The organism is Pseudomonas batumici (assembly GCF_036585405.1).
GTDB classification, from domain to species: domain Bacteria; phylum Pseudomonadota; class Gammaproteobacteria; order Pseudomonadales; family Pseudomonadaceae; genus Aquipseudomonas; species Aquipseudomonas batumici.
Genome location: NZ_CP144470.1, coordinates 4,201,180 through 4,227,607, shown reverse-complemented (window position 1 = coordinate 4,227,607; position 26,428 = coordinate 4,201,180). Strand labels below are relative to the sequence as shown.

31 protein-coding genes are annotated in these 26,428 nt (G+C 64.2%); 20 read left to right on the top strand and 11 right to left on the bottom strand.

The window, feature by feature from the left end; translation table 11 throughout:
* Positions 1-48 precede the first annotated feature (48 nt).
* The 5 genes from NUH87_RS19135 (at position 49) to NUH87_RS19115 (ending at position 3,917) form a co-directional block, all read left to right on the top strand.
* Positions 49-618, top strand: a complete 570-nt coding sequence (locus NUH87_RS19135; RefSeq protein ID WP_040071475.1) for a YqgE/AlgH family protein — start codon at positions 49-51, stop codon at positions 616-618.
* The gene (ruvX, locus tag NUH87_RS19130) at positions 618-1,058 is read left to right on the top strand and encodes a Holliday junction resolvase RuvX (protein WP_040071477.1); all 441 of its coding nucleotides are present in this window, start codon (positions 618-620) and stop codon (positions 1,056-1,058) included. The genes NUH87_RS19135 and ruvX overlap by 1 nt, the downstream gene beginning before the upstream one ends.
* A gap of 67 nt (positions 1,059-1,125) precedes the next feature.
* Entirely contained in the window at positions 1,126-1,632 is a 507-nt protein-coding gene (pyrR, locus tag NUH87_RS19125; RefSeq protein WP_040071478.1) for a bifunctional pyr operon transcriptional regulator/uracil phosphoribosyltransferase PyrR, read from the top strand.
* Positions 1,633-1,644: 12 nt separating this feature from the next.
* The gene (locus NUH87_RS19120) at positions 1,645-2,649 is read left to right on the top strand and encodes an aspartate carbamoyltransferase catalytic subunit (RefSeq protein WP_040071479.1); all 1,005 of its coding nucleotides are present in this window, start codon (positions 1,645-1,647) and stop codon (positions 2,647-2,649) included.
* Complete coding sequence (locus NUH87_RS19115; RefSeq protein ID WP_338522278.1) at positions 2,646-3,917, top strand: dihydroorotase; 1,272 nt, start codon at positions 2,646-2,648, stop codon at positions 3,915-3,917. Before NUH87_RS19120 ends, NUH87_RS19115 begins: the two co-directional genes overlap by 4 nt.
* Before the next feature lie 46 nt (positions 3,918-3,963).
* Here the strand turns inward: NUH87_RS19115 and NUH87_RS19110 are convergent, their stop codons facing one another.
* Positions 3,964-4,383, bottom strand: a complete 420-nt coding sequence (locus NUH87_RS19110; RefSeq protein ID WP_338522277.1) for a TM2 domain-containing protein — start codon at positions 4,381-4,383, stop codon at positions 3,964-3,966.
* A 250-nt stretch (positions 4,384-4,633) separates the two neighbouring features.
* On the opposite strand from NUH87_RS19110, the gene NUH87_RS19105 reads away from it, so the two are divergent.
* The gene (locus NUH87_RS19105; protein ID WP_040071482.1) at positions 4,634-5,278 is read left to right on the top strand and encodes a C40 family peptidase; all 645 of its coding nucleotides are present in this window, start codon (positions 4,634-4,636) and stop codon (positions 5,276-5,278) included.
* Between the two features lie 51 nt (positions 5,279-5,329).
* Here the strand turns inward: NUH87_RS19105 and NUH87_RS19100 are convergent, their stop codons facing one another.
* A complete protein-coding gene (locus tag NUH87_RS19100) occupies positions 5,330-6,436 on the bottom strand; it encodes a PilT/PilU family type 4a pilus ATPase (protein ID WP_338522276.1) in 1,107 nt (368 codons plus the stop codon).
* Positions 6,437-6,500: 64 nt separating this feature from the next.
* Positions 6,501-7,535 (bottom strand): type IV pilus twitching motility protein PilT, encoded by a 1,035-nt coding sequence (locus NUH87_RS19095; RefSeq protein WP_040071484.1) that lies wholly within the window; start codon positions 7,533-7,535, stop codon positions 6,501-6,503.
* A 56-nt stretch (positions 7,536-7,591) separates the two neighbouring features.
* On the opposite strand from NUH87_RS19095, the gene NUH87_RS19090 reads away from it, so the two are divergent.
* The 9 genes from NUH87_RS19090 to NUH87_RS19050 all read left to right on the top strand — a co-directional run bounded on the left by NUH87_RS19090 (position 7,592) and on the right by NUH87_RS19050 (position 14,281).
* Positions 7,592-8,278, top strand: a complete 687-nt coding sequence (locus NUH87_RS19090; protein ID WP_338522275.1) for a YggS family pyridoxal phosphate-dependent enzyme — start codon at positions 7,592-7,594, stop codon at positions 8,276-8,278.
* Positions 8,279-8,311: 33 nt separating this feature from the next.
* Positions 8,312-9,136, top strand: coding sequence for a pyrroline-5-carboxylate reductase (proC, locus tag NUH87_RS19085; RefSeq protein ID WP_040071486.1), 825 nt, complete (start codon positions 8,312-8,314; stop codon positions 9,134-9,136).
* An 18-nt stretch (positions 9,137-9,154) separates the two neighbouring features.
* Positions 9,155-9,745, top strand: coding sequence for a YggT family protein (locus NUH87_RS19080; RefSeq protein WP_338522274.1), 591 nt, complete (start codon positions 9,155-9,157; stop codon positions 9,743-9,745).
* A gap of 181 nt (positions 9,746-9,926) precedes the next feature.
* The gene (gene metX / locus NUH87_RS19075) at positions 9,927-11,066 is read left to right on the top strand and encodes a homoserine O-succinyltransferase MetX (RefSeq protein ID WP_040071488.1); all 1,140 of its coding nucleotides are present in this window, start codon (positions 9,927-9,929) and stop codon (positions 11,064-11,066) included.
* 7 nt (positions 11,067-11,073) lie between these two features.
* Positions 11,074-11,694, top strand: coding sequence for a methionine biosynthesis protein MetW (gene metW / locus NUH87_RS19070; RefSeq protein WP_040071489.1), 621 nt, complete (start codon positions 11,074-11,076; stop codon positions 11,692-11,694).
* Positions 11,695-11,721: 27 nt separating this feature from the next.
* Positions 11,722-12,156: a DUF4426 domain-containing protein gene (locus NUH87_RS19065; RefSeq protein WP_338522273.1), complete on the top strand. Its 435-nt coding sequence runs from the start codon at positions 11,722-11,724 to the stop codon at positions 12,154-12,156.
* Positions 12,153-12,749 carry an RdgB/HAM1 family non-canonical purine NTP pyrophosphatase gene (rdgB, locus tag NUH87_RS19060; RefSeq protein ID WP_338522272.1) on the top strand — a complete coding sequence of 199 codons (597 nt, stop codon included), beginning with the start codon at positions 12,153-12,155 and terminating at the stop codon, positions 12,747-12,749. The genes NUH87_RS19065 and rdgB overlap by 4 nt, the downstream gene beginning before the upstream one ends.
* Entirely contained in the window at positions 12,746-13,948 is a 1,203-nt protein-coding gene (gene hemW / locus NUH87_RS19055; RefSeq protein ID WP_338522271.1) for a radical SAM family heme chaperone HemW, read from the top strand. Before rdgB ends, hemW begins: the two co-directional genes overlap by 4 nt.
* Positions 13,949-13,957: 9 nt before the next feature.
* Positions 13,958-14,281 (top strand): DUF3392 domain-containing protein, encoded by a 324-nt coding sequence (locus NUH87_RS19050; RefSeq protein WP_060781995.1) that lies wholly within the window; start codon positions 13,958-13,960, stop codon positions 14,279-14,281.
* 147 nt (positions 14,282-14,428) lie between these two features.
* Here the strand turns inward: NUH87_RS19050 and trmB are convergent, their stop codons facing one another.
* From trmB to NUH87_RS19030, 4 genes are all read right to left on the bottom strand, one after another.
* A complete protein-coding gene (trmB, locus tag NUH87_RS19045) occupies positions 14,429-15,154 on the bottom strand; it encodes a tRNA (guanosine(46)-N7)-methyltransferase TrmB (protein ID WP_338522270.1) in 726 nt (241 codons plus the stop codon).
* Between the two features lie 9 nt (positions 15,155-15,163).
* Complete coding sequence (locus tag NUH87_RS19040; RefSeq protein ID WP_100944605.1) at positions 15,164-15,958, bottom strand: thiazole synthase; 795 nt, start codon at positions 15,956-15,958, stop codon at positions 15,164-15,166.
* A gap of 65 nt (positions 15,959-16,023) precedes the next feature.
* Complete coding sequence (thiS, locus tag NUH87_RS19035) at positions 16,024-16,224, bottom strand: sulfur carrier protein ThiS (RefSeq protein WP_040071495.1); 201 nt, start codon at positions 16,222-16,224, stop codon at positions 16,024-16,026.
* A gap of 87 nt (positions 16,225-16,311) precedes the next feature.
* Positions 16,312-16,692, bottom strand: coding sequence for a DUF423 domain-containing protein (locus NUH87_RS19030; RefSeq protein WP_040071496.1), 381 nt, complete (start codon positions 16,690-16,692; stop codon positions 16,312-16,314).
* A gap of 70 nt (positions 16,693-16,762) precedes the next feature.
* Between NUH87_RS19030 and mtgA the strand changes: the two genes are divergently transcribed.
* Positions 16,763-17,485 (top strand): monofunctional biosynthetic peptidoglycan transglycosylase, encoded by a 723-nt coding sequence (mtgA, locus tag NUH87_RS19025; RefSeq protein ID WP_338522269.1) that lies wholly within the window; start codon positions 16,763-16,765, stop codon positions 17,483-17,485.
* A 53-nt stretch (positions 17,486-17,538) separates the two neighbouring features.
* Here mtgA and rpoH read toward each other — a convergent pair whose 3' ends face one another.
* The 4 genes from rpoH to ftsY all read right to left on the bottom strand — a co-directional run bounded on the left by rpoH (position 17,539) and on the right by ftsY (position 21,688).
* Positions 17,539-18,393, bottom strand: coding sequence for an RNA polymerase sigma factor RpoH (gene rpoH / locus NUH87_RS19020; RefSeq protein ID WP_040071498.1), 855 nt, complete (start codon positions 18,391-18,393; stop codon positions 17,539-17,541).
* 129 nt (positions 18,394-18,522) lie between these two features.
* Entirely contained in the window at positions 18,523-19,545 is a 1,023-nt protein-coding gene (gene ftsX, locus NUH87_RS19015; protein WP_040071499.1) for a permease-like cell division protein FtsX, read from the bottom strand.
* The gene (gene ftsE, locus NUH87_RS19010; protein ID WP_040071500.1) at positions 19,542-20,213 is read right to left on the bottom strand and encodes a cell division ATP-binding protein FtsE; all 672 of its coding nucleotides are present in this window, start codon (positions 20,211-20,213) and stop codon (positions 19,542-19,544) included. Before ftsE ends, ftsX begins: the two co-directional genes overlap by 4 nt.
* A complete protein-coding gene (gene ftsY, locus NUH87_RS19005) occupies positions 20,210-21,688 on the bottom strand; it encodes a signal recognition particle-docking protein FtsY (protein ID WP_338522268.1) in 1,479 nt (492 codons plus the stop codon). Before ftsY ends, ftsE begins: the two co-directional genes overlap by 4 nt.
* A 174-nt stretch (positions 21,689-21,862) precedes the next feature.
* Here ftsY and NUH87_RS19000 point away from each other — a divergent pair, with 174 nt between their 5' ends.
* Genes NUH87_RS19000 through NUH87_RS18985 form a run of 4 tightly spaced genes read left to right on the top strand, consistent with a single transcriptional unit; the run spans position 21,863 to position 26,365 of the window.
* On the top strand, positions 21,863-23,215 hold the full coding sequence (locus NUH87_RS19000) for a pitrilysin family protein (RefSeq protein WP_338522267.1): 1,353 nt from the start codon (positions 21,863-21,865) through the stop codon (positions 23,213-23,215).
* On the top strand, positions 23,212-24,702 hold the full coding sequence (locus tag NUH87_RS18995) for a pitrilysin family protein (protein WP_338522266.1): 1,491 nt from the start codon (positions 23,212-23,214) through the stop codon (positions 24,700-24,702). The genes NUH87_RS19000 and NUH87_RS18995 overlap by 4 nt, the downstream gene beginning before the upstream one ends.
* On the top strand, positions 24,702-25,319 hold the full coding sequence (gene rsmD / locus NUH87_RS18990; protein WP_338522265.1) for a 16S rRNA (guanine(966)-N(2))-methyltransferase RsmD: 618 nt from the start codon (positions 24,702-24,704) through the stop codon (positions 25,317-25,319). Before NUH87_RS18995 ends, rsmD begins: the two co-directional genes overlap by 1 nt.
* Before the next feature lie 59 nt (positions 25,320-25,378).
* Complete coding sequence (locus NUH87_RS18985; protein WP_338526866.1) at positions 25,379-26,365, top strand: hydrolase; 987 nt, start codon at positions 25,379-25,381, stop codon at positions 26,363-26,365.
* The last annotated feature ends 63 nt before the right edge of the window (positions 26,366-26,428 follow it).

The window sequence follows — 26,428 nt, the reverse complement described above, 5'->3', positions numbered from 1 at the left end:
CGCCTACAGAGCTTGTCAGCTCGCCCGCCCACGGCCACACTAGGGCTCATGAAAAACCTCACACCGACGTACCTCAAGCATCACTTCCTGATCGCCATGCCACACATGGCCGACCCGAATTTCGCGCAGACCGTCACTTATATAGTCGAACACAGCGCGAACGGTGCCATGGGGCTGGTGATCAACCGCCCGCAATCGCTGAACCTGGCCGATATCCTCGAGCAACTGCGCCCGGACATCGAGTCGCCGGCCCTCTGCCAACATGTACCGATCTATGCCGGCGGCCCGGTGCAGACCGACCGCGGCTTTGTCCTGCACCCCATCGGCAAGACCTACCAGGCCACCGTCGAACTGGAAGGCGTGGCGCTGTCCACCTCCCAGGACGTGCTGTTCGCCATTGCCGACGGCGACGGTCCGTCCCGCAGCCTGATCGCCCTGGGCTACGCCGGCTGGGAAGCCGGCCAACTGGAAGCGGAACTGGCCGACAACGCCTGGCTGACCTGCCCGTTCTCCGCGGACATCCTCTTCGAAACCGACAGCGACGCACGCCTGGCCGCCGCCGCCGCGCACCTGGGTATCAACCTCAGCCTGCTCACCAGCCAGGCGGGGCACGCCTGATGGCCGCCATCCGCCTGCTGCTGGGTTTCGACTACGGCACCAAACAGATCGGCGTCGCCGTCGGCCAGATGATCACCGGCCAGGCCCGTGAGCTGTGCACCCTCAAGGCGCAGAACGGCATTCCCGACTGGAACCAGGTCGAAGCCCTGATCAAGGAGTGGAAACCCGACGCCGTGGTGGTCGGCCTGCCGTTGAACATGGACGGCACCCCCAGCGACATGTGCGCCCGGGCGGAGAAGTTCGCCCGCCGGCTCAACGGCCGCTACAACCTGCCGTTCTTCACCCAGGACGAACGCCTGACCACCTTCGAAGCCAAGGGCGAACGCATGGCCCGCGGCGGGCAGAAAGGCACCTATCGCGACAACCCGGTGGACGCCATCGCCGCCAAGCTGCTGCTGCAAAGCTGGATCGAAGAACACCCGATGCCCGCCGAAGCCTGAAAACCGGCGGTGCCCGAACGTTTCGCCCTCGCCTTGATTCCCCGCAAGGGCCCTTGAAGGAGCAACCATGAGCCTGCCCAATCCCGCCGACCTGATCAGCCAGATGGCCGTCGATCTCAACGCCCACCTGAGCAAGCGCGCCATTGCCGAGCCACGCTTCATCGGCATCCGTACCGGCGGTGTGTGGGTGGCCCAGGCGCTGCTCAAGGCCCTGGGCAGCGCCGCGCCCCTGGGCACCCTGGATGTCTCCTTCTACCGCGACGACTTCAGCCAGAACGGCCTGCACCCACAGGTGCGCCCGTCCGAGCTGCCGTTCGAGATCGAAGGCCAGCACCTGGTCCTGATCGACGACGTGCTGATGAGCGGCCGGACCGTCCGCGCCGCCCTCAACGAACTCTTCGACTACGGCCGCCCGGCCAGCGTGACGCTGGTCAGCCTGCTGGACCTCGATGCCGCCGAATTGCCGATCCGTCCCGATGTGGTCGGCGCAACACTGTCGCTGGCTCCCTCGGAACGGGTAAAATTGTCCGGCCCCGCGCCGCTCCAACTCGAACTTCAAGACCTCGCCCTTTAAGAGTCCCTTGCGATGACGCCTCTAGACGCCAAGCGCCCGCTGCAGCTCAATGATCAGGGCCAGCTACGCCACTTCCTGTCCCTCGACGGCCTGCGCCGCGAGCTGTTGACCGAAATCCTCGACACCGCCGACTCGTTCCTCGAAGTCGGCGCCCGGGCCGTGAAGAAAGTCCCGTTGCTGCGCGGCAAGACCGTGTGCAACGTGTTCTTCGAGAACTCCACCCGTACCCGCACCACCTTCGAGATGGCCGCCCAACGGCTGTCGGCGGACGTGATCACGTTGAACGTGTCCACCTCCTCGGCGAGCAAGGGTGAAACCCTGCTCGACACCCTGCGCAACCTCGAGGCCATGGCCGCCGACATGTTCGTCGTGCGTCACGGCGACTCCGGCGCCGCGCACTTCATCGCCGAACACGTCTGTCCGCAGGTGGCGATCATCAACGGCGGCGACGGCCGCCACGCGCACCCGACCCAGGGCATGCTCGACATGCTGACCATCCGCCGGCACAAGGGCGGTTTCGAGAACCTCTCGGTGGCCATCGTCGGCGACATCCTGCATTCGCGGGTGGCGCGCTCGAACATGCTGGCGCTCAAGACGCTCGGTTGCCCGGACATCCGCGTGATCGCGCCGAAGACCTTGCTGCCGATCGGCATCGAGCAATACGGGGTGAAGGTCTACACCGACCTGGCCGAAGGCCTGAAGGACGTCGACGTGGTGATCATGCTGCGCCTGCAGCGTGAGCGCATGACCGGCGGCCTGCTGCCCAGCGAAGGCGAGTTCTACCGCCTGTTCGGCCTGACCACCGCCCGCCTGGCCGGCGCCAAGCCGGATGCCATCGTCATGCACCCGGGCCCGATCAACCGTGGCGTGGAGATCGAATCGGCGGTGGCCGACGGTCCCCGCTCGGTCATCCTCAACCAAGTAACCTACGGCATCGCCGTACGCATGGCCGTGCTGTCCATGGCCATGAGCGGGCAAACCGCCCAGCGCCAATTCGAGCAGGAGAACGCCCAGTGAAACTCAGCATACTTGGCGCCCGCGTCATCGATCCGAGCAGCGGCCTGGATCAAGTGACCGATCTGCACCTCGAAGCCGGCAAGCTCATTGCCATCGGCGCCGCCCCGACGGGTTTCGCCGCCGTTGACGTCATCGACGCCAAGGGCCTGGTGGCCGCGCCCGGCCTGGTGGACCTGAACGTCTCCCTGCGCGAGCCGGGCTACAGCCGCAAGGGCAGTATCGCCAGCGAAACCCGCGCGGCGGCGGCCGGCGGCGTCACCAGCCTGTGCTGCCCACCACGGACCAAGCCGGTGCTGGACACCTCGGCGGTGGCCGAACTGATCCTCGACCGCGCCCGCGAGGCCGGCAACACCAAGGTGTTCCCCATCGGCGCCCTGAGCAAGGCCCTGGAAGGCGAGCAACTGGCCGAGCTGGTGGCCTTGCGCGATGCCGGTTGCGTGGCGTTCGGCAACGGCCTGGAGAGTTTCCGCAACACCCGCACCCTGTGCCGGGCGCTGGAATATGCCGCGACGTTCGACCTGACGGTGATTTTCCACTCCCAGGACCATGACCTGGCCCAGGGCGGCCTGGCCCATGAAGGGGCGACCGCCAGTTTCCTCGGCTTGCCGGGAATTCCGGAAACCGCCGAGACCGTGGCCCTGGCCCGGGACCTGCTGCTGGTGGAGCAGAGCGGCGTGCGTGCGCACTTCAGCCAGTTGACCAGCGCCCGCGGTGTCGCCCTGATCGCCCAGGCCCAGGCCCGTGGCTTGCCGGTGACCGCCGATGTCGCGCTGTACCAGTTGATCCTGACCGACGAAGCGCTGATCGACTTCTCCAGCCTCTATCACGTGCAACCGCCGCTGCGCACCCGCGCCGACCGCGACGGTCTGCGCGCGGCGGTGAAATCCGGGGTGGTGAGTGCCATCTCCAGCCATCATCAACCCCATGAGCGGGACGCCAAGCTGGCGCCGTTCGGCGAGACCGAGCCGGGCATCAGCAGCGTCGAACTGCTGCTGCCGCTGGCCTTGAGCCTGGTGGAAGATGGCCTGCTGGACCTGCCGACCCTGTTGGCGCGCCTGAGCGCAGGCCCCGCCGAGGCCCTGCGCCTGCCGGCAGGCAAGCTGGCGGTCGGTGCAGCGGCGGATCTGGTGCTGTTCGATCCGGGCACCTCGACCGTGGCCGGCGAACGCTGGTTGTCCAAGGGCGAGAACTGCCCGTTCATCGGCCATGCGTTGCCGGGGACGGTGCGCTATACGCTGATGGACGGACGGATCACCCACCAGGCCTGATCCCCCCTTGTAGGAGCGAGCTTGCTCGCTCCTACAGGAACCGGGCTCAGCCCCGCCCGCTGTTCTTCAGCGACACCTGGTCATTCAGCGTCCAGAAGTCATACAGCACCCCCAGCCCCAACAACCCGCCCGTCACCAGGTAGAGCAAGCCGGTCAGCCATTTGCCCATGTACATCCGGTGCACGCCCAGCAAGCCCAGGAACGTCAGCAGCAACCAGGCGACGTTGTAGTCCACCGGCCCCGCCGTGAATCGAAGGTCGGCTTCCCGATCCATGCCCGGAATCAGGAACACGTCGATCAACCAGCCGATCCCGAACACTCCGAAGGTAAAAAACCAGATCGTCCCGGTGATCGGCTTGCCGTAATAGAAACGGTGCGAACCGGTAAAACCAAAAATCCACAGCAAATACCCGAGTAAAACGTTGTGGGTATTAACCGGGGTGCCGTCTTGCCGATAGGTGTTCATCAACGCCTTCTCCGAGCCCGATAGATAAATTTTTCGTAATTTCGTGTGACTTTTTTACTGTCTCAAAACATGTAACAAACCCTTGCCAAAAATCGCTGAAAGCCTTGTGGGGCCTGACTTTCACGTGACCCATGGGTCGGATTTCGCAGCCGTTTGCCACTTTAACCCCCTGTATTGAATCGACAAACGGGCCCGAAAGTGACCAAAAAGCTGTTATAAAGTTGCGCGATTACCTACAGAGCCCTGCCTGATGCGACCATTTTTAAAGACATGGCTAACCATTTGCCTATTACTGCCACTGGCCGCCCACGCCACCAACCGTGAGCAACGTCTTCCTTCCGTCAACGGTCACACTGCCAAATCACCGGTTTCCGTTGCCCATGCTACCGATCTGGACGCCCCTGTCGTCAAACGCCCTGGCAAGCACGGCAGCCACGGTAAAGCTCATCATAGCGTCGTTGCCGTCAATCCGGCGGCGCCGAACGCCAAGCAGAGCAGCACCGTGCTCAGCCGCGCCGTGAACGTGCTGGGTACACCGTATCGCTGGGGCGGCAGCAGCCCGAGCAAGGGCTTCGATTGCAGCGGTCTGGTCAAGTATGCCTTCAACGGCGTAGCGCCAGGTGATCTACCGCGCACCTCCAATGCCATGGCCGCCGGCCACGGGCAGAAAGTCGCGCGCAAGGATCTCAAGCCCGGCGACCTGTTGTTCTTCACGATCAAGAGCCGCAAGGTCAACCACGTGGCCATCTACCTGGGCAACGACCGCTTCATCCATGCGCCGCGCCGCGGCAAGTCGGTGACCATCGATACGCTGCAAAAGCCGTACTGGGACAGCCACTACGTGATTGCCAAGCGCGTGATTCCGAAAGAGCAGATGCGGGTCGTTCAGCGCTGATCCCCTATGGTGAGCGGGCTTGCCCGCTCACCATAAAACCCTCCTGTCCGCTCACGCCGGCCCCAGGCTCAAATTATCCGCCCCCTTGCCTCTCGCGCCCTTTTCCAGCTTGATCATCAACCGCAAGTCATTGGCCGAGTCTGCGTACGCCAGGGCGTCGTCGTAGCTGATCGCCCCTTCCTGATGCAACGCATACAGCGCCTGATCCAACGTCTGCATCCCCTGTTCGGTCGAGCGCTTCATCAGCGCCTTGAGCTCCTTGATCTCGCCCTTGCGAATCAGGTCGGCCATCAGTGGCGTATTCAGCAACACTTCCACCACCGCTCGCCGCCCCTGGCCATCCTGGGTCGGAATCAGTTGCTGGGCGACAATCGCCCGCAGGTTGAGTGACAGCTCCATCCAGATCTGCGGATGCCGGTCCACGGGAAAGAAGCTGATGATCCGTTCCAGCGCCTGGTCGGCATTCGGCGCATGCAGGGTCGCCAGGCACAGGTGCCCGGTTTCCGCGAAGGCCAGGGCGTGCTCCATGGTTTCGCGGGTACGCACTTCACCGATCATGATCAGGTCCGGGGCCTGGCGCAGGGTGTTTTTCAGCGCAATCTCGTAGGAGTCGGTGTCGATCCCCACTTCCCGCTGGGTCACGATGCAGTTCTGGTGTTCGTGGACGAACTCGATGGGGTCCTCGACCGTGACGATATGGCCGCTGCCCTGCTGGTTGCGGTGACCGATCATCGCCGCCATGGAGGTCGACTTGCCGGCTCCGGTCGCCCCGACGAGCATCACCAGCCCGCGCTTGAGCAGCGCCAGTTGCTCGAGGATCGGCGGCAGTTTCAGTTCGGCCAGCCCGGGAATCCGTGTCTCGATGCGCCGCAACACCATGCCCGGTTGGCTGCGCTGGTAGAAGGCGCTGACCCGGAAGCGGCCAATGCCCTTGGGATGGATGGCGAAATTGCATTCGTGCAGATGGGCGAAGTCCAGCTTCTGACGCTCGTTCATCAGCCCGAACACCGCGTCCTGGGTCTGCTCGTGGGTCAGCGGCGTACGGGTCACCGGCAGGATCTGGCCGTTGACCTTCAGCGACGGCGGCAGGCCCGGGGTGATGAACAGGTCGGAACCGCCCTTCTCCACCATCAGGCGCAGCAGTTTCTCGAATTCCATGAGTTTCTCCGCGTCACATCAATCAAACACCTCTGTGACAGCGTAGAAGCTCATGGGGTTCGCGTTAGAAGTTGTCCGGGATCTTCGCCTTCTCCCGGGCGTTGTCACGGGTAATCAGGCCCTTGGTCAGCAGGTCCTTGAGGCACATGTCCAGGGTCTGCATGCCCAGCGAGCCACCGGTCTGGATCGAGGAATACATCTGCGCCACCTTGTCCTCGCGGATCAGGTTACGGATCGCCGGCGTGCCGAGCATGATCTCATGGGCCGCGATGCGCCCGCCGCCGACCTTCTTCAGCAGGCTCTGGGAAATCACCGCCTGCAGGGATTCGGAAAGCATCGAGCGGACCATGGACTTCTCTTGCGCCGGAAACACGTCCACCACCCGGTCGATGGTCTTGGCCGCCGAGGTGGTGTGCAGCGTGCCGAACACCAGGTGACCGGTTTCGGCGGCGGTGAGGGCCAGGCGGATGGTTTCCAGGTCGCGCATCTCACCCACCAGGATCACGTCCGGGTCCTCACGCAGGGCCGAACGCAGGGCGGCGGCGAAACTCTGGGTGTCGCGGTGCACTTCACGCTGGTTGACCAGGCACTTCTTCGATTCGTGGACGAATTCGATCGGGTCCTCGATGGTCAGGATATGGTGATGCTTGTTGTTGTTCAGGTGGTCGATCATCGCTGCCAGGGTGGTGGACTTGCCCGAACCGGTCGGCCCGGTCACCAGCACCAGCCCGCGCGGCACCTCGGTGATCTTGCGGAACACCTCACCCATGCCCAGGTCGCTCATGGTCAGGACTTTTGAGGGAATGGTGCGGAACACCGCGCCCGAACCGCGGTTGTGGTTGAAGGCGTTGACCCGGAAGCGCGCCACGCCCGGCACCTCGAAGGAGAAGTCGGTCTCCAGGAACTCCTCGTAGTCCTTGCGCTGGCGGTCGTTCATGATGTCGTAGATCAGGTCGTGGACTTGCTTGTGGTCCAGCGCCGGCAGGTTGATCCGCCGCACATCGCCGTCAACCCGGATCATCGGCGGCAGGCCCGCCGAGAGGTGCAAGTCCGACGCGCCCTGTTTGGCGCTAAAGGCCAGCAGCTCGGTGATATCCATGAGGCTCCCCAATACAGGTAGAATGCCGCAGACTTTTGACCTGCTGGCGAATTTGAATGACCACGATAGCAGACAACATCACCGCCGTTGCAGCCCGCATCGCGGCGGCGGCACAGGCCGCCGGACGCGACAGCGCCGCCATCGGCTTGCTCGCCGTGAGCAAGACCAAGCCCGCCGCCGCCGTGCGCGAAGCCTATGCCGCCGGCCTGCGCGACTTCGGCGAAAACTACCTGCAGGAAGCCCTGGGCAAACAGGCGGAATTGACCGACCTGCCCTTGTGCTGGCACTTCATCGGCCCCATTCAATCGAACAAGACTCGCGCCATCGCCGAGCATTTCGACTGGGTGCACTCCGTGGATCGCCTGAAAATTGCCCAACGCCTGTCCGAACAACGCCCGGCCGACCTGCCGCCGCTGAATATCTGCATCCAGGTCAATGTCAGTGGCGAGGCCAGCAAATCCGGCTGCACCGCGGCCGACCTGCCGGCCCTGGCCGCCGCCATCGCCGACCTGCCAAACCTTCGATTGCGCGGGCTGATGGCCATTCCCGAACCCACCGAAGAGCGTGCCGAACAAGACGCCGCGTTCGCCACCGTGCGGACTTTGCAAGACAGCCTCAACCTGCCGCTCGACACACTTTCCATGGGCATGAGCCACGACCTGGAGTCGGCCATTGCCCAGGGCGCCACCTGGGTGCGGATCGGTACCGCGCTGTTCGGGGCCCGCGACTATGGCCAGGCCTGAAATGGCCTCACACACTGGTTTCAAGGATCCGTCATGAGCAAGAGCAAGAATCGAATCACCTTTATCGGCGCCGGCAACATGGCGGCCAGCCTGATCGGCGGCCTGCGCGCCGAGGGCCTGGACGCCGCGCTGATTCGCGCCAGCGATCCAGGCGCCGAGACCCGTGCGCGGGTCCAGGCCGAACACGGCATCGAAGTGTTCGCCGACAACGCCGAGGCCGTCCAAGGGGCTGACGTGGTGGTGCTGGCGGTCAAGCCGCAAGCCATGAAAGCCGTGTGCGAAGCCTTGCGCCCAAGCCTGAAACCCAATCAGCTGGTGGTGTCGATTGCCGCCGGCATCACCTGCGCCAGCCTGAACAACTGGCTGGGCGAGCAGCCGATCGTGCGCTGCATGCCGAATACCCCGGCGTTGCTGCGCCAGGGCGTGAGCGGCTTGTTCGCCACCCCGCAGGTGTCCGCCGAACAGCGCCAACAGGCGCAAACCTTGCTGTCGGCCGTAGGCAAAGCGCTGTGGCTGGACGAAGAACAGCAACTGGACGCGGTCACCGCGGTGTCCGGCAGCGGCCCGGCGTATTTCTTCCTGCTGATCGAAGCCATGACCGCCGCCGGCGAGAAACTCGGCCTGCCACGTGACATCGCCAGCCAGCTGACGTTGCAGACCGCCCTGGGCGCCGCCCATATGGCCGTCTCCAGCGACGTCGAGGCCGCCGAGCTGCGCCGTCGCGTCACGTCGCCCGCCGGCACCACCGAAGCGGCGATCAAGACCTTCCAGGCCGGTGGCTTCGAAGCCCTGGTAGAAAAGGCGCTCGGCGCCGCCGCCCATCGTTCGGCCGAAATGGCCGAGCAACTCGGTCAGTAATCCTCGAGGGAACACTTAATGCTTGCACTCAATGGCGCTGCCATCTTTGTCATTCAAACCCTGGGCAGCCTGTACCTGCTGGTGGTTCTGTTGCGCTTCATCCTGCAACTGGTCCGGGCCAACTTCTACAATCCGCTCTGCCAGTTCACCGTCAAGGCCACCCAGCCACTGCTCAAGCCGCTGCGCCGGATCATTCCGAGCCTGTTCGGGCTGGACATGTCCTCGCTGGTACTGGCGATTACCGTGCAGATGCTGTTGATGGCGGTGGTCCTGCTGCTCAGCTACGGCGTGACCGGCAACATCGCCTTCCTGCTGATCTGGTCGGTCATCGGCGTCACCTCGCTGTTCCTCAAGGTGTTCTTCTTCGCCATGATCATCAGCGTGATCCTCTCGTGGGTCGCACCCGGCAGCCATAGCCCGGCGGCCGAGCTGGTGTACCAGATCAGCGAGCCGGCCCTGGCGCCGTTCCGCAAGATCGTGCCGAACCTGGGTGGCCTGGATATCTCGCCGATCTTCGCGTTCCTGGTCATCCAGTTGCTCCAGAGCTATGTGATTCCGCCGCTGGCCGCCATGAGCGGCATGCCGCAGGTGCTGTTCCGCCTGATCTGATCCGGGCGCTATCATCGCCAGCAAGCCGGCTCCCACAGTGCCCGTGTCGAACCCTGATGTTGTATACGACCGGAAACCGTGGGAGCCGGCTTGCTGGCGATGCAGGCGCCGCGGTCTCCCTGCTTGCCGCTGGTCCCCCCGCTCATTAGACTTACGCCTCATTCAAGCGTGAGCAGGGTCGATGTCCACAGTCTTTCCCCACGATTCCGTCGGGCTGGTCGTGCCGCAAACGGCACACTTCAGCGAGCCCCTGGCCCTGGCCTGTGGCCGTTCCCTGCCGGCCTACGACCTGATCTACGAAACCTACGGCACCCTCAACGCCACGGCGAGCAATGCCGTGCTGATCTGCCATGCCCTCTCCGGCCACCACCACGCCGCCGGCTTTCACAGCGTCGACGAGCGCAAGCCCGGCTGGTGGGACAGCTGCATCGGCCCCGGCAAGCCCATCGACACCAACAAATTCTTCGTTGTCAGCCTGAACAACCTCGGCGGCTGTAACGGTTCCACCGGCCCGAGCAGCATCAACCCCGAGACCGGCAAGCCCTTCGGCGCCGACTTCCCGGTGCTGACCGTGGAAGACTGGGTCCACAGCCAGGCCCGCCTCGCCGACCGCCTGGGCATCACGCAATGGGCCGCGGTCATCGGCGGCAGCCTGGGCGGCATGCAGGCCATGCAGTGGACCATCACCTACCCCGATCGCGTGCGCCATTGCGTCGCCATCGCCTCGGCCCCCAAGTTGTCGGCGCAGAACATCGCCTTCAACGAAGTGGCGCGCCAGGCGATCCTCACCGATCCGGAGTTCCACGGCGGCTTCTTCCAGGAACAGGGCGTGATCCCCAAGCGCGGCTTGATGCTGGCACGCATGGTCGGGCACATCACCTACCTGTCCGATGACTCCATGGGCGAGAAATTCGGCCGTGGCCTCAAGAGCGAAAAGCTCAACTACGACTTCCACAGCGTGGAATTCCAGGTCGAAAGCTACCTGCGCTACCAGGGCGAGGAGTTTTCCGGACGTTTCGACGCCAACACCTACCTGTTGATGACCAAGGCCCTGGACTACTTCGACCCGGCGGCCAACTTCGACGACGACCTGGCGAAAACCTTCGCCGGCGCCAAGGCCAGCTTCTGCGTGATGTCCTTCACCACCGACTGGCGCTTCTCCCCGGCCCGCTCGCGGGAAGTGGTGGATGCGCTGATGGCGGCCCGCAAGGACGTCTGCTACCTGGAAATCGACGCACCGCAAGGCCACGATGCCTTCCTGATTCCGATCCCGCGTTACTTGCAGGCGTTCGGCAACTACATGAACCGAATAGCCCTGTGAGGACGCCATGAGAGCCGACCTGGAAATCATCCAAGACTGGATCCCCGCCGGCAGCCGCGTGCTCGACCTCGGCTGCGGCGACGGCGAACTGCTGAGCTGGCTGCGCGACCACAAGCAGGTCACCGGCTACGGCCTGGAAAACGACCCGGACAACATCGCCACCTGCGTGGCCAAGGGCATCAACGTCATCGAGCAGGACCTGGACAAGGGCCTGGGCAACTTCGCCAGCAACAGCTTCGATATCGTGGTCATGACCCAGGCCCTGCAGGCCGTGCACTACCCGGACAAGATCCTCGACGAAATGCTCCGGGTCGGTCGCCAGTGCATCATCACCTTCCCCAACTTCGGTCACTGGCGTTGCCGCTGGTACCTGGCGAGCAAGGGGCGGATGCCGGTGTCCGATTTCCTCCCGTACACCTGGTACAACACGCCGAACATCCACTTCTGCACCTTCGAAGACTTCGAGGCCCTGTGCAGCGAACGCTCTGCCAAGGTGATCAACCGGCTTGCCGTGGATCAACAGCACCGTCACGGGTGGGCCAGCAAGCTATGGCCTAATCTATTAGGGGAGATCGGCATCTATCGTGTCAGCAGTCCGGGCCTCGCCGATCATCAGCTCGCGGTGTAAAACCGCACTGTGTCGAGGAGAATGATCATGCTTCGTTCAGCTGTTTTCCTGGTGGCGGCCTGCCTCGGCGTCACGGCCATGGCCGCCGATCCCATCAAGAGCGAGCGCCAGGAAGTGTTCGGTGATCTCACCGTGCACTACAACACCTTCAACTCCACCTACCTTCAACCGGACATTGCCCGGGCCGTGGAGTTGGTGCGCAGCAAGACCGAGGGCGTGATCAACGTCTCGGTGCTCAAGGCCGGCAAACCGCTGGTCGCCCAGGTCAGCGGCAACGTGAAGGACCTGACCGGCATGAACGTCCCACTGCACTTCAAGCAGATCACCGAACAGGGCGCCGTCTACTACCTTGCGCAGTACCCGGTACCGCAGGTGGAAAGCCGCACCTTCGACATTACCGTCACTATCGGCGGCGATGCCCACAATTTCAGCTTCAACCAGGAACTTTTCCCAGCCGAATGATGAATTTCAGCCAACTGGTACTGGCCAGCCACAACGCCGGCAAACTCAAGGAACTCCAGGCCATGCTGGGCGGGTCGGTGCACCTGCGCTCGATCGGCGAGTTCAGCAGCGTCGAACCGGAAGAAACCGGCTTGTCGTTCGTCGAAAACGCCATCCTGAAGGCCCGCAATGCCTCACGTATTTCCGGCTTGCCGGCGCTGGCCGACGACTCGGGGCTGGCGGTGGACTTTCTCGGCGGCGCGCCGGGCATCTATTCGGCCCGCTATGCCGATGGCCAGGGCGATGCGGCGAACAACGCCAAGCTGCTCGACGCCCTGAAGGACGTCCCGAGCGCCGAGCGCGGCGCGCAGTTCGTCTGCGTGCTGGCCCTGGTACGGCATGCCGACGACCCGCTGCCGATCCTCTGCGAAGGCCTGTGGCACGGTCGCATCCTGACCGCCGCCAGCGGCGAGCACGGTTTCGGCTACGATCCGCTGTTCTGGGTGCCGGAACGTGACTGCTCCAGTGCCGAACTGGGCCCCGTGGAGAAGAACCAGCTCAGCCACCGCGCCCGCGCCATGGCCCTGTTGCGCCAGCGCCTGGGCCTGAAATGACACGGACCGACTCCGCGCCGCCGCTGATCCACGGCAGCGTACCGACACCTCGGGCGGCCCTGTCACCACTGCCGCCCCTGGCGCTGTACATCCATATCCCCTGGTGCGTGCGCAAATGCCCGTATTGCGACTTCAACTCCCATGCCGCGAGCCCCGTGCTGCCGGAAGAGGAGTACGTCGACGCGCTGCTGGCCGACCTCGACCAGGACCTGCACGCGGTGTATGGCCGTGAATTGAGCTCGATCTTCTTCGGTGGCGGCACTCCCAGCCTGTTCAGCGCCCAGGCGCTGGGGCGTTTGCTCAAGGGCGTCGAAGCGCGTATCCCGTTCGCCGGCGATATCGAAATCACCCTGGAAGCCAACCCCGGGACGTTCGAGCAGGAAAAATTCATCGCCTATCGCCAACTGGGCATCAATCGGCTGTCCATCGGTATCCAGAGCTTCCAGGAAGACAAGCTCAAGGCCCTGGGCCGCATCCATACCGGCGGCGAAGCCGTGCGGGCGGCGGACATGGCGCGACGGGCCGGGTTCGACAACTTCAACATGGACCTGATGCACGGCCTGCCGGACCAGTCCCTGGAAGATGCCCTGGCCGACCTGCGCCAGGCCATTGCCCTGAAGCCCACGCATCTGTCCTGGTACCAGCTCACCCTCGAGCCGAACACCGTGTTCTGGAACCAGCCGCCGCTGCTGCCGGAAGACGACACCCTGTGGGATATCCAGGAGGCCGGCCAGGCCCTGCTGGCCGAGCACGGTTACGCCCAGTACGAAGTCTCGGCCTATGCCCAGCCCGGGCGGACGGCGCGACACAACCTCAATTACTGGAGCTTCGGCGATTTCATCGGTATCGGCGCCGGTGCCCATGGCAAGCTCAGTCATCCGGACGGGCGTATCGTGCGCACCTGGAAAACCCGCCTGCCCAAGGACTACCTGAACCCGGCCAAGGCCTTCCAGGCCGGGGAAAAAGCCCTGCCCAACGAAGAGCTGCCGTTCGAGTTCCTGATGAACGCCCTGCGCCTGACCGAGGGCGTCGACGCGGTCTTGTTTGCACAGCGTACCGGGCTTAGTCTCGACAGCTTGAACGAAGCACGCGTCGAGGCCGAACAAAGTGGCCTGTTACAGGTCGAACCGTCACGCCTCGCGGCCACCGCCCGCGGACAGCTGTTTCTCAACGACCTGCTGCACTACTTTTTGACCTAAGGAAACCCCATGGACCTGGTACTCGACCTGCTCGCCACGGTGTCACGCTGGAGCCGCAGCAATCTGTCGGAAATCGCCCTGGCGCTGGTGGGCTGCCTACTGGTGCTGTTTGGCGCGGATATCAAGGGTTGGATCGATCAACGCCTGGGCAGCATCGCCGGCGCCTTGCGCGTACCGCTGCTGGCCCTGCTGTGCATGATCGGCAGCGGCGCGGCGTTGATCTATGCGACACCCTGGGTGGTGCGGGGCTTGAGCCAGTTCAACAACTACAGCCTGGCGCCCGTGCTGTTGGTGGTGCTGGTGTTGATTGGGGTTGTTGCGGATCGGCGCTGACTCAGAAGGTTAACGCGGTCAATGTAGGAGCCGGCTTGCCGGCGATGAGGCCAGCAAGTCTTGCATCGATCTTGCGGACGTCATCGCCGGCAAGCCGGCTCCTACAGGGGTTGCGGTGTGAGTGGGTTCACCTCACCGCCACAGGCCTCAGGCCAGCTTCTCGAACTTCAAGTCCCAGACCCCATGCCCCAGCCGCTCGCCGCGGCGTTCGAACTTGGTGATCGGGCGTTCGGCCGGACGCGGCACGCACTTGCCGTCTTCCGCCAGGTTGCGGTAACCCGGCGCGACGTTCATCACCTCCAGCATGTATTCGGCATACGGCTCCCAGTCGGTGGCCATGTGCAGGATCCCGCCGACCTTCAGCTTGCTGCGCACCAGCTCGGCAAAGGACGCCTGGACGATACGCCGCTTGTGATGGCGGCTCTTGTGCCAAGGATCCGGGAAAAACAGCATCAACCGATCCAGGCTGTTGTCCGCCACGCAGCGGTTGAGCACTTCAATGGCGTCGCAGTCGTAGACCCGCAGGTTTTTCAGACCCTGGGTCAGCACGCCATTGAGCAGAGCACCGACACCCGGGCGGTGCACTTCGACACCGATAAAGTCCTGCTCCGGCGCGGCCGCCGCCATCTCCAGCAGGGAATGACCCATGCCGAAGCCGATTTCCAACGAGCGCGGCGCGGAACGGCCAAACACCTGGTCAAAGTCCACCGGCGCATCGGCCAACGGCAGGACGAACAGCGGCGTGCCCTGCTCCAGGCCCTTCTGCTGGCCTTCGGTCATGCGCCCGGCGCGCATCACGAAACTCTTGATACGGCGGTGTTGGCGCTCTTCGCCTTCTTCCGTCTGGATTGGCGTGTCGTTCGATTCAGTCATCAAAGGCTCTTACTTGATCAGACCATCCAGCGGCGAGGAAGCGCTGGCATAGAGTTTTTTCGGCATGCGCCCGGCGAGGTAGGCCAGGCGACCGGCAACGATGGCGTGTTTCATGGCTTCGGCCATCAGGATCGGTTGCTGGGCGTGGGCGATGGCCGAGTTCATCAGCACCGCTTCGCAACCCAGTTCCATGGCGATGGTGGCATCGGACGCGGTACCGACACCGGCGTCCACCAGCACGGGGATCTTCGCTTCTTCGAGGATGATCTGCAGGTTGTACGGGTTGCAGATCCCCAGGCCGGTGCCGATCAGGCCGGCCAGCGGCATGACCGCGATGCAGCCGATTTCCGCCAGTTGCCGGGCGATGATCGGGTCATCGCTGGTGTAGACCATCACGTCGAAGCCTTCCTTGACCAGCACTTCGGCGGCCTTGAGGGTTTCGATCACGTTGGGGAACAGGGTTTTCTGGTCGGCCAGGACTTCCAGCTTCACCAGGTTGTGGCCGTCCAGCAGCTCACGGGCCAGGCGGCAGGTGCGCACGGCCTCGATGGCGTCGTAGCAACCGGCGGTGTTCGGCAGGATGGTGTAGCGATCCGGCGGCAGGATATCCAGCAGGTTCGGTTCACCCGGGTTCTGGCCGAGATTGGTCCGACGCACGGCCACGGTGACGATCTCGGCACCCGAGGCTTCGATGGCCAGGCGGGTTTCTTCCATGTCACGGTATTTGCCGGTGCCCACCAACAGGCGGGACTGATAGGTACGGCCGGCCAGCACGAAGGGCTTGTCGCTGCGAACAGTGCTCATTCGGAAATCCTCTTGAAAGGTTGAGGGCTTGCAGGGGGAATCAGGGCGTGGGACCGCGGGCGGGATCAACCACCACCGATAGCGTGTACCACTTCGACCTGATCGCCTTCACGCAGGGCGGTTTCGCCATGTTGGCTGCGCGGAACGATATCCAGGTTCAGCTCCACCGCCACCCGCCGCCCGACCAGGTCGAGCCGGGCCAGCAACGCCGCGACGGTCTCGCCATCGGGCAGTTCAAAGGATTCGCCGTTCAATTGAATGCGCATGCGCCGGGCTGCCATCATTTTTAGGGGCCAGCATTCTAGCCCGATCAGTCCGGGCGACCCAAGCCATTCGTCGACCTGAGGGTCAGCTCACGCCGCCGCTTGCAGGCGCCAGGCGGCCAGACCGAGGCAGAACCAGCCGACCAGGAAGCCCAGGCCGCCAAACGGGGTGATGATGCCCAGCTTGCCGATGCCGGTGAGGGTCAACAGATACAGGCTGCCGGAGAACAGCATAATCCCGACGGCGAAGGACACGCCGGCCCAGGTGACCAGGCGCCCCGGAATATGCGCCGCCAGCAGCGCGACACCGAACAGCGCCAAGGCATGCACCAGTTGATAGGTCACGCCGGTGTGGAAGATTGCCAGGTACTCCGCGCTCAGGCGGTCTTTCAGGCCATGGGCGGCAAAGGCGCCCAGGGCCACGCCGGTAAAACCGAAAAAGGCGGCCAGCAGCAAAAAACCACGCAACATGACGAACTCCATCCAGGGGGCACAGGGTCTGTATAATGGCCCGCTCCCACGCCCCGGCCAAGCCATCTCTATGTTGCAATTCCTGTTTCGCCGCCTCATCACCGTCCTGAAATGGTTCGCCATCGGCAGTGTGCTGCTGGTGCTGCTGTTTCGTTGGGTACCGCCGCCCGGGACCGCGCTGATGGTCGAACGCAAGATCGAGTCGTGGACCGATGGCCAGCCCATCGACCTGCAACGCAGCTGGCGCCCGTGGAACGAGATCTCCGACGAGCTGAAAGTCGCGGTGATGGCCGGCGAGGACCAGAAATTCCCTGAACACTGGGGCTTCGACTTCGATGCGATCCAGGCCGCCTTCGAGCACAACGAGCGCGGCGGTTCGATTCGCGGCGCCAGCACCTTGAGCCAGCAGGTGTCGAAGAACCTGTTTCTGTGGTCGGGCCGCAGTTATTTCCGCAAGGGGCTGGAGGCCTGGTTTACCGCGCTGATCGAACTGACCTGGCCCAAGCAGCGGATTCTCGAGGTGTACCTGAACAGTGTCGAGTGGGACGACGGCGTGTTCGGCGCGGAAGCGGCGGCGCGACACCACTTCGGCGTAAGCGCGGCGGCCCTGTCGCGCCAGCAGGCCAGTTTGCTGGCGGCCGTACTGCCCAATCCGCGGGAGTGGAGCGCCAGCCATCCGAACACCTATGTGGCGCGCCGGGCGGGCTGGATTCGCCAGCAGATGAACCAGCTGGGCGGGGATGAATACCTGGTGGGGCTGAACAGCTCGCGCAGGGCGCCTTGGGCGCTGTGATCTGAAACAAAAACGCCCCGATCAGATCGGGGCGTTTTTCATTGCGTCAGCACTTAAGCGGCAATCGACAGCTTCAGCTTGTTCATCGCACTCTTTTCCAGCTGGCGAATACGCTCGGCCGAAACATTGTACTTCTGCGCCAGGTCGTGCAGCGTGGCCTTCTCCTCCGCCAGCCAGCGCTGGTAGAGAATGTCACGGCTGCGCTCGTCCAGCACTTCCAGGGCTTCATGCAGATTGCTGTTGGAGTTTTCGCTCCAATCGGCATCTTCCAGCTGACGCGCCGGGTCATACCGGTGGTCTTCCAGGTAGTTGGCCGGAGACTGGAACGCGCTGTCGTCGTCGGCTTCCGCCGCCGGGTCGAAGGCCATGTCCTGGCCGGTCAGCCGGCTTTCCATCTCGCGCACTTCACGCGGCTCCACACCCAGGCTTTCCGCCACGCGGTGGACTTCCTCGTTGTTCAGCCAGGCCAGACGCTTCTTCTGGCTGCGCAGGTTGAAGAACAGCTTGCGCTGGGCCTTGGTGGTCGCCACCTTCACAATGCGCCAGTTGCGCAGGATGAATTCGTGGATTTCCGCCTTGATCCAGTGCACGGCGAACGACACCAGGCGCACGCCCATTTCCGGGTTGAAGCGCTTCACGGCCTTCATCAGGCCGACGTTGCCTTCCTGGATCAGGTCAGCCTGGGCCAGACCGTAGCCGGAATAGCTACGGGCGATATGGACGACAAACCGCAGGTGGGCAAGCACCATCTGCCGAGCCGCCTCCAGATCCTGCTCATAGTAGAGACTCTCGGCCAGTTCACGCTCCTGCTCCGGCGTCAGCAAGGGAATGCTGTTCACCGTGTTCACGTAGGCCTCCAGGTTCGCACCCGGGACCAACGCGTAAGCAGGTTGCAAAGAAGTGGTCATACGAAAAAACCTCCGACTCACATAACTCGTGCAGTGATGCACTGCGAAAATTGACCGGGAACCGCAGGACAAGTTCCCTAAACCACTGACACGGCCAATACAAGCGAAACCACATTAATCTGACATTAACTACTTCGGCGCCAGCTCGCGTAAATGCCGTGCGACCGCAATCCAAGCACCGATATACCCCAAGAGCACCGCCCCAAGCAACAGGGACAGACCATCGGCCACCGGTACGCCGGCCAGGGCAAAATCGCTGCCGTAGAGACCGGCCAGCCCAACCACCGCGTCATTCAGCCAGTTAAGGCCATAAGCCAGCACGCCCCAGGACAAAAACCCGGCACCAAAACCATAAAGCGCGCCCATGTAGAGAAAAGGCCTACGCACATAGCTATCAGTGCCGCCGACCAGTTTAATCACTTCGATCTCGGTGCGGCGGTTTTCAATATGAAGACGAATGGTATTGCCTATCACCAAAAGTAATGCAGACACCAGCAACACCGTCAGGCCGAAGACGAACCGGTCGCCCAGCTTAAGAATCGCCGCCAGGCGCTCGACCCACACCAGGTCCAGTTGCGCCTGTTGCACCTTGGGCAACTCGGCCAGGCGCTGGCGCAATGCCTCCAGGGTCGGCTTGTCGACTTCGTTCGGCGTCACCAGCACCACCCCCGGCAAGGGGTTCTGCGGCAACTCCTTGAGCGCTTCGCCCAGGCCCGACTGTTGCTGGAACTCGTCCAGGGCCTTTTCCTTGCTGATGAACTCGGCATCCGCCACGCCGGGCATGGCCTTGATCTGCTCGCTGAGGTGCTCGCCTTCGGTCGGGCTGGCATCCAGTTGCAGGTACAGGGAAATCTGCGCCGCGCGCTGCCAGGAGCCGCCCAACCGCTCGACGTTGCTCAGCAGCAGCGACAAGCCCATGGGCAGGCTCAGGGCCACCGCCATCACCAGGCAGGTAAAGAAGCTGCCGATCGGCTGCTTGCCCAGGCGGCGCAGGCTGTCCACCAGGCTGGCGCGGTGGCTCTCGATCCAGGCATGCAGCAGGGTGCCGAAGTCCGGACCGTCGTCTTCGTTGCGTTTCTTCTTCGGCGGTTGCGGGTCGGAGGCTTTCGGGGCCACGCGCTCGGCCACTTTCGGGCTGCGGGTCGCACTCATACGCCGGCCTCCCCGTCGCCGATCAATCGGCCGCGTTGCAGGGTCAGCATGCGGTGGCGCATGCGGGCGATCAGGGCCAGGTCGTGGCTGGCGATCAGCACGCTGGTGCCCAGGCGGTTGATGTCTTCGAACACGCCCATGATTTCCGCCGCCAGGCGCGGGTCGAGGTTACCGGTGGGCTCGTCCGCCAGCAGCAGGGCCGGACGGTGGACGATGGCGCGGGCAATGCCCACCCGCTGTTGCTGGCCGGTGGAGAGGTCGCCGGGATAGAGGTCGGTCTTGTCCGACAGCGCCACGCGCTCCAGGGCCGAATCCACGCGCTTGACGATCTCGGCCTTGGACAGGCCGAGGATCTGCAGCGGCAGGGCGACGTTGTTGAACACCGTGCGATCGAACAGCAACTGGTGGTTCTGGAACACCACGCCGATCTGCCGGCGCAGGAACGGGATCTGCGCGTTGCTGATCTGGCCCAGGTCCTGCCCGGCCAGCAGCAGTTTGCCGGTGGTCGGACGTTCCATCGCCAGCAGCAGCCGCAACAGGGTACTTTTGCCCGCGCCGGAATGCCCGGTCACGAACAGGAATTCACCACGACGCACCCGAAAGCTCAGCTCATGCAAGCCGACGTGACCGTTCGGATAGCGTTTACCGACCTGTTCGAAACGAATCATGAACGCTCCCGCTCGGCGAAAAGGGCCTGGACAAAGGGCTCGGCTTCGAAGGTGCGCAGATCGTCGATCCCTTCGCCGACGCCGATGTAGCGAATCGGCAGGCCAAACTGCTTGGCCAGGGCAAAGATCACCCCGCCCTTGGCGGTTCCATCGAGCTTGGTCAAGGCCAGGCCGCTCAGTTGGACCGTCTGGTTGAATTGCTTGGCCTGGTTGATGGCGTTCTGCCCAGTACCAGCGTCGAGCACCAGCAGCACTTCGTGGGGTGCCTCGGTATCGAGCTTGCCGATGACCCGACGGACCTTCTTCAGCTCTTCCATCAGGTTGTCCTTGGTGTGCAGGCGCCCGGCGGTGTCGGCGATCAGCACGTCGATACCGCGAGCCTTGGCCGCCTGGACCGCGTCGAAGATCACCGAGGCCGAATCGGCACCGGTGTGCTGGGCGATCACCGGGATCTGGTTGCGCTCGCCCCACACCTGCAGTTGCTCCACGGCCGCCGCGCGGAAGGTATCGCCCGCCGCCAGCATGACTTTCTTGCCTTCGAGCTGGAGCTTCTTCGCCAGCTTGCCGATGGTGGTGGTCTTGCCGGCGCCATTGACGCCCACCACCAGGATCACGAAAGGTTTCTGCTGCGAAGCGATGGTCAGCGGTTGTTCCACCGGTTTGAGCATCGCCGCCAGTTCGGCCTGCAGCGAGGCGTAGAGCGCGTCGCTGTCGGTCAGTTGCTTGCGGGCGACCTTCTGGGTCAGGCTCTGGATGATCACCGCAGTCGCTTCGACGCCCACGTCGGCGGTCAGCAAGCGGGTTTCAAGCTCTTCCAGCAGGTCGTCGTCGATGGCCTTCTTGCCCAGGAACAGGCTGGCCATGCCTTCGCCGATGCTGGCGCTGGTCTTGGACAGGCCCTGCTTGAGGCGGGCGAAGAAGCCGACCTTGTTTTCCTCAGGGGCTGGCTTGGCCGGTTCGACGGCCACGGGTTCGGCCACGACGACCGGGGCCGGCACAACCACAGATACCACGACCGGTGCGGGAGCTGGAGCTGGAGCTGGAGCTGGAGCTGGAGTCTCGACAATCGGCGCAATGACCGGCGGTTGTACCGGCTCGGCGACGAACGGCGCGGGCGCCGCCACTTCAGCGACAGGCGCAACGACGGGCGCCGGGATCGGTGGGGTGATATGAGGCGCCTGGACATCCTCGACCAGGGCAACCGGCTCTTCGGCCACCGGCAAGCTCGGCCAGGGCTCATGCACCGGGGACACCGGCGCGGTCGCTGGCGTTTCAAGCACCGGCGCGCTGACCGGCAACGGCTCGGCGGCGACCGGCAAAGCCTCGCTCACCGGCGCAGGCGCAGGCGCGGCCTCAGGGGTCGGCTGTGGCTGTTCGACGACGGCTTCCTGCGGTTTCTTGCGCAGCCAGCCGAACAGGCTTTTTTTCTCGCCAGCCGGGGCTGGGGTCTTCTTGTCGTCGTTGGAACCAAACATGGAGGACGGCTATCTCACGGTAGCGACGCGCCAAGGTGGCGCTTCGGCAAATAATATTCTGATGCGTAACAGACTGCCTTTTGACCAGATTGTTCGCGCGCAACGCAGTATCCTAGCACCTCCTCGCCTGCCGACGCTAAGATCACGCGGGCCGTACTACAGGTTTGAAAACGAATGAATGCTCTAGCCCGCCGTGCCGCTGGCCTGTTGCTCAGCACGCTGTGTCTGCCCCTGGCCGCCTGGGCCGCCGACCCGCAACCGACCCACGAATTCACCCTCGACAACGGCCTGAAGGTCGTGGTCCGCGAGGATCACCGCGCTCCCGTGGTGGTCTCGCAGATCTGGTACAAGGTCGGTTCGAGCTACGAGACTCCGGGCCAGACCGGCTTGTCCCACGCCCTGGAACACATGATGTTCAAGGGCAGCTCCAAGGTCGGCCCGGGCGAGGCCTCGCTGATCCTGCGCGACCTGGGCGCCGAGGAAAACGCCTTCACCAGCGACGACTACACGGCGTATTACCAGGTCCTGGCCCGCGACCGCCTGGGCGTGGCCCTGGAACTGGAGGCCGACCGCATGGCCAGCCTGCGCCTGCCGGCCGACGAGTTCAGCCGTGAAATCGAAGTGATCAAGGAAGAGCGCCGCCTGCGCACCGACGACAAGCCCATGGGCAAGGCCTTCGAGCGCTTCAAGGCGATGGCCTACCCGGCCAGTGGCTACCACACGCCGACGATCGGCTGGATGGCGGACCTGGATCGAATGAAGGTCGAGGAACTGCGCCACTGGTACCAGTCCTGGTATGTGCCGAACAACGCCACCCTGGTGGTGGTGGGCGACGTCACCCCGGACGAAGTCAAAACCCTGGCCCAGCGCTATTTCGGCGCCATCCCCCGGCGTGACACGCCGCCGGCGAAGATCCCCCGGGAACTCGACGAACCGGGCGAACGCCAGATCACCCTGCAGGTGAAGACCCAGTTGCCGAGCCTGATGCTCGCCTTCAACGTGCCGAGCTTCGCCACCGCCGAAGACAAGCGCTCGGTCAACGCCCTGCGGCTGATCGCCGCCCTGCTCGACGGCGGCTACAGCGCCCGCCTGCCGTCGCAACTGGAGCGCGGCGAAGAGCTGATCTCCGGCGGCTCGTCGAGCTACGACGCCTACACCCGTGGCGACACCCTGTTCCAGCTCTCGGCCACCCCCAACAGCCAGAAGAAAAAGACCCTGGCCGACACCGAGGCCGGCCTCTGGCGCCTGCTGGACCAGTTGAAGACCCAGGCCCCGAGCGCCGAAGAGCTCGAGCGCGTACGCGCCCAGGTGATTGCCGGCCTGGTCTACGAACGCGACTCCATCACCAGCCAGGCCAGCGCCATCGGCATGCTGGAAACCGTCGGCCTGTCCTGGAAAATGATGGACACCGAGCTGTCCGACCTGCAAAGCGTCACGCCGCAGGATATCCAGAAAGCCGCCCGTACCTATTTCACTCGCGAGCGTCTCAGCGTCGCCCATGTATTGCCCGAGGAGAACGCCCAATGAGTCAGTCCAAGGGGTCACGTTTCGCCTTGCTCGCCCTGACCCTCGCCGTGGCGGCAGGCGGTATCGGCTTTTATCTGTTCGATTCGCGCAACTCCCAGGCCAGCCAGGCCCTGGACGCGGCCAAGGCCGGCAACAAGCTGCAATCGCTGGCAGAGCTGGACAGCAAGGCCCCGGCACACCGCACCTTGAACGTGCAGACCTGGAAAACCGCTGAAGGCGCCAAGGTGCTGTTCGTCGAAGCCCATGAACTGCCGATGTTCAACCTGAACCTGACCTTCGCCGCCGGCAGCAGCCAGGACGGCAAGGCGGCCGGCCTGGCCGCGCTGACCAACGCCATGCTCAACGAAGGCGTGGCCGGCAAGGACGTCGGCGCCATCGCCCAGGGCTTCGAAGGACTGGGGGCCGACTTCGGCAACGGTTCCTACAAGGACATGGCCATTGCGTCGCTGCGCAGCCTCAGCGCCCCGGACAAGCGCACGCCTGCGCTGAAGCTGTTCGCCGAAGTGGTGGGCAAGCCGACCTTCCCCGCCGACTCCCTGGCGCGGATCAAGAACCAGTTGCTGGCCGGCTTCGAATACCAGAAGCAGAACCCCGGCAAGCTGGCGAGCCTGGAATTGTCCAGGCGCCTGTATGGCGATCACCCTTATGCCCACTCCAGCGAAGGCACCGCCCAGAGCATCCCGCCGATCACCCTCGAACAGCTGCGCGCCTTCCATGCCAAGGCCTACGCCGCCGGCAACGTGGTGATCGCGCTGGTCGGCGACCTGTCGCGCAATGAAGCCGAAGGCATCGCCGCCCAGGTCTCCGCCGCCCTGCCCAAGGGCCCGGCCTTGCCGAAGATCGCCCAGCCGGAGGAACCGAAAGCCAGCCTCGGGCATATCGAGTTCCCGTCCAAGCAGACCACCATCCTGATGGCCCAGCAAGGCATCGACCGCACCGACCCGGACTACGCGGCCCTCTCCCTGGGCAACCAGATCCTCGGCGGTGGCGGCTTCGGTACCCGCCTGATGAGCGAAGTACGCGAAAAACGCGGACTGACCTATGGTGTCTATTCGGGCTTCTCGCCGATGCAGGCCCGCGGCCCGTTCCAGATCAACCTGCAAACCCGCGCCGAAATGAGCGAAGGGACCCTCAAGCTGGTGGACGACGTGGTCGCCGACTACCTGAAAAACGGTCCGACCCAGAAGGAGCTCGACGACGCCAAGCGCGAAATGACCGGCAGCTTCCCGCTCTCCAATGCGAGCAACAGCAGCATCGTCGGCCAGTTGGGCGTCATGGGTTTCTACGACCTGCCGCTCGATTACCTGGAAAATTTCGTGCAACAGACCCAGGACTTGACCGTCGACCAGGTCAAGGCCGCCATGAACAAACACCTGAGTGTCGACAGGATGATCGTCGTCACCGCAGGTCCCACGGTGCCGCAAAAGCCCCTGCCGCCGCCGACTGACAAACCCACCGAGCAGCCGCTCGGGGTTCCGGAGCATTAATGGCCAGCCCATCGCGTCCCAGCAAGAAACCCGCTCACCCGCATAACGGCGTGAATCAACTGCGCATCATCGGTGGCGAATGGCGCAGCCGGCGCCTGAGCTTCCCCGATGTCCCGGGGCTGCGCCCGACCCCGGACCGCGTGCGCGAAACCCTGTTCAACTGGCTGGCGCCCTACGTCGCCGGGGCCAAGGTGCTCGATCCGTTCGCCGGCAGCGGCGCCCTGTTCCTCGAGGCCCTGTCCCGTGGCGCGGCCATGGGCCAGGCGCTGGATGCCAGCAACGTGGCCGTGTCCAGCCTGCGCGAGCACCTCGGCACCCTGCGCTGCAGCGTTGGCCAGGTGCAGACCGCCGACGCCATGCGCTACCTGGAGACCCAGGCGGCCACGGCCTTCGACCTGGTGTTCCTTGACCCACCGTTCAACCAGAACCTGCTGCCCGGGGTCTGCGCCCTGCTGGAAGAGCGCCGGTGGCTGGCCGACGACGCCTGGGTCTACACCGAAAGCGAAGCCGCGCCCTCGGGCCTCGGCATGCCGGGCAACTGGCGCCTGCATCGCGAGCAGAAGTCCGGGCGGGTCTACTATGCATTATGGCAACGCAGTGCCGGGGTCGATGGTTAAGCGACCTGTAAAAAGGTGCGTACCCGCCGTACGCACCTGAAGCGACGAGAACGACAGTGCTGACATTCCCCCCGCGTTTCACCCCCGCTCCGGGCTTGGGCAATCCACACCTGCAAACCTTGTGGGGACCGCTCTGGCGCAAGACCGTCCACCTCGAGCGCCAGCGTGAACGCCTGTGGCTCGACGACGGCGATTTCCTCGACCTCGACTGGCACGGCCCGCATGCCGCCGAGACGCCGCTGGTGTTGGTCCTGCACGGGCTGACCGGCTCATCGAACTCGCCTTATGTCGCCGGCCTGCAACAGGCGCTGGGTAACCAGGGCTGGGCCAGCGTGGCGCTGAACTGGCGGGGCTGTTCGGGGGAACCCAATCTGCTGGCGCGCAGTTATCACTCCGGTGCCAGCGAGGACCTGGCGGCGACTGTCGCCCACCTCAAGGCCCAGCGCCCGCTGGCGCCACTCTATGCCGTCGGCTACTCCCTGGGCGGCAACGTGCTGCTCAAGCATCTGGGGGAAAGTGGCCAGGACAGCGGCCTGCAAGGCGCCGTCGCGGTGTCGGTACCGTTTCGCCTGGACCAGTGCGCCGACCGCATCGGCCAGGGCTTTTCGCGGATCTACCAGGCGCACTTCATGCGCGAGATGCTCGCTTATATCAAGAACAAGCAGCGCCGGTTCCAGCACGACGGACTGCTCGAGGGCCTGGCGACCCTGAGCGACCTGGGGCCGCTGACGGGCCTGCGCACCTTCTGGGATTTCGATGGCCGGGTCACCGCGCCGTTGCACGGTTTTGCCGATGCGCAGGATTATTATCGCCGCGCCTCCAGCCGCTATTTCCTTGGCGCGATTCGTACTCCGACGCTGATTATCCAGGCCAAGGACGACCCGTTCGTGTTTCCCCACAGCCTGCCGGAGCCGGGCGAGCTGGCGGTGGACACCCAGTTCGAGTTGCAGGCAAAGGGCGGGCATGTGGGGTTCGTCGACGGCACCCTGGGCAAACCGGGTTACTACCTGGAGAGACGCATTCCGCAATGGCTGGCCGATATCTGAACCATTCCCTCTTGTCGGAGCTGGCTTGTCGGGGCGCCGCACCGCAGCGATGAGGCCCTGGAG

What these genes read in the sequence shown, in the direction of transcription:
- mtgA (WP_338522269.1), top strand. Translation starts at nt 16,763, where the DNA reads ATGTTGCAATTCCTGTTTCGCCGCCTCATCACCGTCCTGAAATGGTTC.
- ruvX (WP_040071477.1), top strand. Translation starts at nt 618, where the DNA reads ATGGCCGCCATCCGCCTGCTGCTGGGTTTCGACTACGGCACCAAACAG.
- ftsE (WP_040071500.1), bottom strand. Translation starts at nt 20,213, where the DNA reads ATGATTCGTTTCGAACAGGTCGGTAAACGCTATCCGAACGGTCACGTC.
- thiS (WP_040071495.1), bottom strand. Translation starts at nt 16,224, where the DNA reads ATGCGCATTCAATTGAACGGCGAATCCTTTGAACTGCCCGATGGCGAG.
- ftsY (WP_338522268.1), bottom strand. Translation starts at nt 21,688, where the DNA reads ATGTTTGGTTCCAACGACGACAAGAAGACCCCAGCCCCGGCTGGCGAG.
- rpoH (WP_040071498.1), bottom strand. Translation starts at nt 18,393, where the DNA reads ATGACCACTTCTTTGCAACCTGCTTACGCGTTGGTCCCGGGTGCGAAC.
- metX (WP_040071488.1), top strand. Translation starts at nt 9,927, where the DNA reads ATGTCCACAGTCTTTCCCCACGATTCCGTCGGGCTGGTCGTGCCGCAA.
- NUH87_RS19105 (WP_040071482.1), top strand. Translation starts at nt 4,634, where the DNA reads ATGCGACCATTTTTAAAGACATGGCTAACCATTTGCCTATTACTGCCA.
- NUH87_RS18995 (WP_338522266.1), top strand. Translation starts at nt 23,212, where the DNA reads ATGAGTCAGTCCAAGGGGTCACGTTTCGCCTTGCTCGCCCTGACCCTC.
- NUH87_RS19135 (WP_040071475.1), top strand. Translation starts at nt 49, where the DNA reads ATGAAAAACCTCACACCGACGTACCTCAAGCATCACTTCCTGATCGCC.
- pyrR (WP_040071478.1), top strand. Translation starts at nt 1,126, where the DNA reads ATGAGCCTGCCCAATCCCGCCGACCTGATCAGCCAGATGGCCGTCGAT.
- NUH87_RS19050 (WP_060781995.1), top strand. Translation starts at nt 13,958, where the DNA reads ATGGACCTGGTACTCGACCTGCTCGCCACGGTGTCACGCTGGAGCCGC.
- NUH87_RS19120 (WP_040071479.1), top strand. Translation starts at nt 1,645, where the DNA reads ATGACGCCTCTAGACGCCAAGCGCCCGCTGCAGCTCAATGATCAGGGC.
- NUH87_RS19040 (WP_100944605.1), bottom strand. Translation starts at nt 15,958, where the DNA reads ATGAGCACTGTTCGCAGCGACAAGCCCTTCGTGCTGGCCGGCCGTACC.
- hemW (WP_338522271.1), top strand. Translation starts at nt 12,746, where the DNA reads ATGACACGGACCGACTCCGCGCCGCCGCTGATCCACGGCAGCGTACCG.
- NUH87_RS19030 (WP_040071496.1), bottom strand. Translation starts at nt 16,692, where the DNA reads ATGTTGCGTGGTTTTTTGCTGCTGGCCGCCTTTTTCGGTTTTACCGGC.
- metW (WP_040071489.1), top strand. Translation starts at nt 11,074, where the DNA reads ATGAGAGCCGACCTGGAAATCATCCAAGACTGGATCCCCGCCGGCAGC.
- rdgB (WP_338522272.1), top strand. Translation starts at nt 12,153, where the DNA reads ATGATGAATTTCAGCCAACTGGTACTGGCCAGCCACAACGCCGGCAAA.
- NUH87_RS19095 (WP_040071484.1), bottom strand. Translation starts at nt 7,535, where the DNA reads ATGGATATCACCGAGCTGCTGGCCTTTAGCGCCAAACAGGGCGCGTCG.
- rsmD (WP_338522265.1), top strand. Translation starts at nt 24,702, where the DNA reads ATGGCCAGCCCATCGCGTCCCAGCAAGAAACCCGCTCACCCGCATAAC.
- NUH87_RS19090 (WP_338522275.1), top strand. Translation starts at nt 7,592, where the DNA reads ATGACCACGATAGCAGACAACATCACCGCCGTTGCAGCCCGCATCGCG.
- ftsX (WP_040071499.1), bottom strand. Translation starts at nt 19,545, where the DNA reads ATGAGTGCGACCCGCAGCCCGAAAGTGGCCGAGCGCGTGGCCCCGAAA.
- NUH87_RS19110 (WP_338522277.1), bottom strand. Translation starts at nt 4,383, where the DNA reads ATGAACACCTATCGGCAAGACGGCACCCCGGTTAATACCCACAACGTT.
- trmB (WP_338522270.1), bottom strand. Translation starts at nt 15,154, where the DNA reads ATGACTGAATCGAACGACACGCCAATCCAGACGGAAGAAGGCGAAGAG.
- NUH87_RS19000 (WP_338522267.1), top strand. Translation starts at nt 21,863, where the DNA reads ATGAATGCTCTAGCCCGCCGTGCCGCTGGCCTGTTGCTCAGCACGCTG.
- NUH87_RS19080 (WP_338522274.1), top strand. Translation starts at nt 9,155, where the DNA reads ATGCTTGCACTCAATGGCGCTGCCATCTTTGTCATTCAAACCCTGGGC.
- NUH87_RS19065 (WP_338522273.1), top strand. Translation starts at nt 11,722, where the DNA reads ATGCTTCGTTCAGCTGTTTTCCTGGTGGCGGCCTGCCTCGGCGTCACG.
- NUH87_RS19100 (WP_338522276.1), bottom strand. Translation starts at nt 6,436, where the DNA reads ATGGAATTCGAGAAACTGCTGCGCCTGATGGTGGAGAAGGGCGGTTCC.
- proC (WP_040071486.1), top strand. Translation starts at nt 8,312, where the DNA reads ATGAGCAAGAGCAAGAATCGAATCACCTTTATCGGCGCCGGCAACATG.